Here is a 5,449-nt window from a genome sequence, read left to right on the forward strand (position 1 = left end):
TCTCAAGCCCATGACGATGTTGCCGTTGAAGAGGTCTGCCGTGATGTCGGCCTCTTTGAGCTGCTTCAGGATGCTGGGCACCGAATAGCGCACGCCGACGGCATCGATCAGCACGCGCACCGTGACGCCGCGTTTGGCCGCGCCGGAGAGCGACTGGACGAACATCTGCCCGACCGCGTCATTGTCGAAGATGTAGGTTTCGAGAAGCACGCTCTTTTGCGCGTCGTCGATTGCCCGGCACATCGCCGCATAGGCCTCGTCGCCGGTTGCGAGCACGGCGATCGTGTTCCCCGGGGTGAGCGGCCGCCGCGCCACCCTGTCGCCCAGCGTCTTCAGCCCGATGAAGTGCTGGCCGTAATGAGCGTCGATCAAGGCTTCCATGGCCACGTGGCGGTCGTGCCTTGCCTCGGCTGCCTCGCCGGCGACCGGCCGCAAGGCGCTGATCGTCGCGCGGCGGATGCGGTTGATGCCGGCAATGGCGTAGATGATCGCGCCGAGGAAGGGCGACAAGAGCATCACGCCCACCCAGCCGGTGGCGGCGCGCACGTCTTCCTTCGTCATGATGGCATGGACGATGCCGACCGCCGCCATCGCCAGGGAGAGGGCGAGGATAAGCGTGGACCAGTGACTCGCAATCGCCTGCAACATCGCCCCGACTATCGAGCGGGGACGAGCGGATGGCAATGCGGCAGGTGAGTGCGGGACGAAAACAAGTACTTAGCGGGATGACCGGGGCGAATGACAACCAACACCGTCCGTGAGCTGATCGTCGGCTTTGACCTGAAGCCGATGATGATCATCATCTCTCAAGACGCGAACGTCAGCTCGCGCCGCAATATCGGACGTCGAAGCCACGTTGATCAACTTCCAAAAGCGGACTTCGCCAGCGCCCGCACCGGAACTTCGCGGCTGCGGACCTACTGAACAGTCTCTGCGAGCCTCGGCCACCGCTTAACCGGCGGTTGAAGCGGAAGTTATTGGCAGACGGTCGGGAAGGCATGATCGGGTCCATTCTTTTGGGCTGACAAACCACACCCACTAACACCAGAATTAGATCCGCTCTTGGAGGCTGGACTATCAAAGACGAATACCTAAAAGAGATTAAGCCCAAACCCGCCTCTTGAAGGAGGAGAAAAAATGAAACGCATCGAGATGGAGATGAGCGGCGGCTGCCAGTGCGGTGCCGTGCGCTACCACGCAAGCGCTATGCTCGACAACTCGCATCTCTGCCATTGCCGCATGTGCCAGAAAGCCTCGGGCAACATCTTTGCCGCGCTCGTCGCCGCGCCCGATGAGGCGCTCACCTGGACACGCGGCAAGCCGAGCGTCTGGGAGAGCTCGGAGCTTGTCGAGCGCGGCTTCTGCGCCAATTGCGGCACGCCATTGTTCTTCCACCACCTCGAAAACGGTCGCACCAACCTGATGATTGGTTCGCTTGACGATCCGCACGCCTTCCCGCCGCTTGCCAATACCTGCACCGAGAACATGGTGGCATGGTTCGATACGATCACGGGCATAGAAAATACCGGTGCGACCGAAAACAACGGAGCCGATTGGGCCGCGGCGATCAAGGAGAGTAACAACCGGCACCCCGATCACGATACCACCTCATGGGCGATGAGGGAGCGTGATGGCTGAGTCCTATTCCGGCGGTTGCCGGTGCGCGCTGTCCATTGCCGCTATTCCGAAAAGCCGTCGTGCCGGAAAACCAGCGACAGCAACGGCTTACTTCAAGATGATGCACGCAGGGTGCCTGAAGGTCTGCTCTGTAGCTAATTCGTGCCTCGAAGCAGCCCGTCAGCTCCCGGCCTTTTGCGGTCATTCGACATCGGTAGTGAACGACGCTAGTGGCATGTAGTGGGCGTTGGGCTTGTACAGCTTGTCAAAACTCATCCTCGCCCGGCCGACAGTCTTAGCCATGGCGCAAGGTGGAAAGCCGCCATCAAGAGAGGTACATAGGGCCGCAAACTTCGCGTAATTCTCCGCCTAGCCCCACTGCCGAAGCTGCACCTTACCTTCCGATTTGCGACGCTGCCGACATCAACTCCTGAGTGTTCGGGGCACCGAATAGGCCGCCATCGAGCACCTCGTTGGAAGTCCAGCGAACGACGCCATCGCGGTCCAGCAAGAACTGACCGACGAGCTGCCCAATGCCTGTGGCCATCATCTGTTGATCCGCTTCCGTGATATCGTAGCTGTCCTTCTTGTTCAGATATTCGAGCGCCGCAAACGGATCCATCGGTTCCGGCATCTCGCCCGGCAAGTCGACCCGTATCGACTTCACATCGCTCATCGAAACCTTTTGCGGCCATGCGCTCTCGTCTTCGGTGATCTGCATATTCGGCAATCCAAAGGCACGGTGTGAAGTCCGCTCCGGATCGGATGCCGCGAGGAGGCCGAGCATCGGATGGTACCGGAGGTAGAGGCGCGCCCGCTCGATAGGTGTGTTGACCACTGTGAGGCTTTCGATGCCCTTTTCGTTGAGGGCTGGGGTGAGTTGCGAAAGCATGGCGATATGGCGCCTGCAAAAAGGACAATGGAGACCCCGGTACAGCCCAACCAGCACCGGTCTCTCGCCTCGGAAATCGTCGATGGCGATCTTGCCCTCCCGGGTAATCGCGTCGAGCACGACATTGGGCGCCGTTTCGCCAGGTTGCAGCGGGCCTGTGTTGAGACGTTCTGACATGCTGATCCCTCCTCGCGGGTCAATCCACAACGGATGTGCGGGCGGGTGGCTTGAGCCCATGTGCGGCACATACGTCCTTGGGCATGCTGAAATGGCGGTCGGCCTTAGGACGGCGTCGAGGTCGGCGTCGATAGTCAATTTATAGCACGGAGAGGGCGGACGCTAGTTCTTACGGAGGGCAACGCTTTCACCAGACGGTGTTTCACGAGCCGGGCAGGCTTTGTGATAGCCAGGTGCGCCAAGGTCTGGATGTGCGCGACTTCGCTGAGGCTGTCGTCAAGTCTGACAGGGGTTGCGCCTCGTGACTGAAAATGGTCGCCGAATTGCGAAAGAGATGTGTGGGCGGACATGACAGACGACGGGAGCAACGATCGCCACCGGGGCGCGGAGGGCTCATCCCACAGCGCGTCGTCGAGAGAAATGGGGACCCGAACTGGAAAAGCTCGTCCGTCGGCCGACCTCGCAGGCATTTGTTGGTACCATGATGCACCAATCGTGACTGCAGACGCCAGCCTGGGTGAGGGCTGTAAGTAATTATGTCATTCTCCGAACGACCCAGAGCGACCGTCCCGCATGCGCGATTCCGGACACGAGTCGAAGGCGAGGATCATCTTTGAGCCGGTCAGCCTCAACCACATCAAGAACTAGGATCCGCTGATCGGTCTCGTTTGCGTTCGGCGTAATCCAGCAGCGTTGATCCTCGCAGCAAAGCCCGGCTTCCGGATGCTCCTGGAGGTACTCAATCGCATATTCGGCGTCCACTTTTCTCGGTCCCGCGTCCACGGACATTTGCTCTTCTCCTCCAAGCCCTACTGCCCGGGCTTGTGGGAAAGCCGATCCAGCGCATCTTGAAGTGCAGTGGCGGCACCGCCACGCTCGTCGGCGGACATCAGCTCCGGTTCAAGTTCCAGCCTGAAGTGCGGCAGCTCGGTTCGAACGGCGCGACAAGCGCCCGCTAGATTGGCCTTCAGATCGATGACGCGGTAGGTGGCGACGGGATAGGCGATCCCCTTGACCTGGACGTGCCCCATCTCCTCGCAATCGATCGTGTCCTTGACTTGCGCAAACGTCTCGTAGGAAATGAGGATGGCCCCCGGTGCCGCCTCCTGTTCCAGGCGCGAGGCGAGATTCACGGCGCCGCCGATTATCGTGTAGTCCATCCGGTCCTCGCTGCCGAAGTTACCGACGGTGCAGTAGTCGGTATGGATGCCGATGCGGCAGCGCAGCGGTGTTTCGATCCCCATGTCCCGCCAGACTTCGGTAAGCTCGCTGATCCGCTTTTGCATGGCAAGCGCCATCTGTACGCAAGCCAGCGCGTCCTCCTTGACGCCGCGCGTCTCAGGGTCGCCGAAAAACATCAGGATCGCGTCGCCGACGTACTTGTCGATCGTGGCACCATGATCCGACGCGATTTTCGACATTTCCGTCAGGTAGTGATTGAGGAGCTGGGTGAGATCCTCGGACTCCATCTTGTCGGTGGTCTCGGTAAAGCCGGCGATGTCGGAGAAGCATATGGTCAGCTTCTTGCGCTGACTGGCGATTCTAACGTCTTGGCGGCCAGTGAATATCGAGCTGTACACTTGCGGCGCCAGATATTTGGCGAGCTTGCTGGAAAGCGCCTCTAGGGCAGCGGACTTCTCGGCGAGGTTCTCCTCCCTTTGCTTCAGCTCGGTGATGTCCGAATAGACGGCGACCGTGCCGCCGGCGCTGATCCGCCGCTCGCTTATCATGATCCATCGTCCGTCGCCCCGCCGCTGCACCCATGGTTCGCCAGGGTTGCGGTGCCGCCACAGGCGCTCGGCAACCCACTCATCGACCCGCCCCTCGGCATCCCTGATGTAGCCGCGCTCGGCGGATCGGCGAATGATCTCCTCGAATGCCGTGCCAGGGCTTAGCTCGGCCTCCAGACCGGCGTATAGCAGTTCGCGGTAGCGGCTGTTGCTAAGGACAAGCCGGTCCTCTCTGTCATAGAGAGCGAAACCTTCGGAAATGCTTTCGATGGCATCGACCAGCCGCTGACGCGCTTCTGCAACGTCGCGCAGGTTCTTTTCCTCGACCTCGACGGCGGTATCCCGGAAGAGGCTCAGTGCCTCGGCCATGCGCCCGATTTCGTCGCTGCCCGCGGCCGGCAGCGGCGCACGAAGATCGCCGCCCGCGATCGCGAGCATCCCCTGGCTCACCGCTCCCAGACGGGCGAGAAGGCTGCGGTCGACATAGAGCCAGACGACCAGAACCGAGCTCAACAGGCTGAGAAAGGCAGAGCCGAGGACAACTCCGGTGCCGTAGCGCTGGACGAGTGCGGCTTCGCGACCGGAGGCAGTGATCTCGCGATCCGCTGCTGCGACAAGACGGTCGACGGCAGCGGTGAGACTGCGCGACAGCCGATTGTTTTCGGCCAGAAGCTTTTCGCCCTGCGCGAGGACCGCAAGCTCCTCCTCCCGAGCCTTCGGGATGCTGTTCTCACCATCGGCTAGTGCCTTGAACTCGTCCACCCGCTGGCGGAAACGGGCCTGCAGCTTTTGGTCGATCTCCGAGGAAGCCGTTTCCAGGGCGGCAAGCGAGCGGCGCAGCGGAAACAGAATCAACGCCAGGTCGCCTCGCGTTGGCGCGGTCGCGGCCTTGACCAGCGCGTCGTTGACTGCCGAGATATCCAACTGCGCCTTCTGCTGGGGGATGTAAGCCGCAGTCGCCTGGACCATGTCGGCCATTGCCCCTGCGCGTCGATCGGGCGACAGCGACCTATCGGCCGCGACCGCCCGCCAT

General features: G+C 61.3%; 5 protein-coding genes. 2 read left to right on the forward strand and 3 right to left on the reverse strand.

Going from position 1 to position 5,449, the window contains the following annotated elements:
* The coding region (locus tag EOA38_RS26715) for a PLDc N-terminal domain-containing protein (RefSeq protein ID WP_189434916.1) at positions 1 to 648 on the reverse strand (648 nt) is incomplete at its 3' end.
* A 90-nt stretch (positions 649 to 738) separates the two neighbouring features.
* Here EOA38_RS26715 and EOA38_RS26720 point away from each other — a divergent pair.
* Together EOA38_RS26720 and EOA38_RS26725 are read left to right on the forward strand one after the other, a co-directional pair.
* Complete coding sequence (locus EOA38_RS26720) at positions 739 to 924, forward strand: hypothetical protein (RefSeq protein WP_127300644.1); 186 nt, start codon at positions 739 to 741, stop codon at positions 922 to 924.
* Between the two features lie 213 nt (positions 925 to 1,137).
* Positions 1,138 to 1,638 carry a GFA family protein gene (locus EOA38_RS26725; RefSeq protein ID WP_127300645.1) on the forward strand — a complete coding sequence of 167 codons (501 nt, stop codon included), beginning with the start codon at positions 1,138 to 1,140 and terminating at the stop codon, positions 1,636 to 1,638.
* A 373-nt stretch (positions 1,639 to 2,011) separates the two neighbouring features.
* Here EOA38_RS26725 and EOA38_RS26730 read toward each other — a convergent pair whose 3' ends face one another.
* Together EOA38_RS26730 and EOA38_RS26740 are read right to left on the reverse strand one after the other, a co-directional pair.
* On the reverse strand, positions 2,012 to 2,686 hold the full coding sequence (locus tag EOA38_RS26730; protein WP_126094378.1) for a peroxiredoxin-like family protein: 675 nt from the start codon (positions 2,684 to 2,686) through the stop codon (positions 2,012 to 2,014).
* An 809-nt stretch (positions 2,687 to 3,495) separates the two neighbouring features.
* Positions 3,496 to 5,449, reverse strand: a 1,954-nt coding sequence (locus tag EOA38_RS26740; RefSeq protein ID WP_127300646.1) for an adenylate/guanylate cyclase domain-containing protein, incomplete at its 5' end; no start/stop codon positions are given.

Origin of the sequence: Mesorhizobium sp. M1E.F.Ca.ET.041.01.1.1 (genome assembly GCF_003997355.1) — a bacterium.
GTDB lineage: Bacteria > Pseudomonadota > Alphaproteobacteria > Rhizobiales > Rhizobiaceae > Mesorhizobium.

What these genes read in the sequence shown, in the direction of transcription:
- EOA38_RS26725 (WP_127300645.1), top strand. Translation starts at nt 1,138, where the DNA reads ATGAAACGCATCGAGATGGAGATGAGCGGCGGCTGCCAGTGCGGTGCC.
- EOA38_RS26720 (WP_127300644.1), top strand. Translation starts at nt 739, where the DNA reads ATGACAACCAACACCGTCCGTGAGCTGATCGTCGGCTTTGACCTGAAG.
- EOA38_RS26730 (WP_126094378.1), bottom strand. Translation starts at nt 2,686, where the DNA reads ATGTCAGAACGTCTCAACACAGGCCCGCTGCAACCTGGCGAAACGGCG.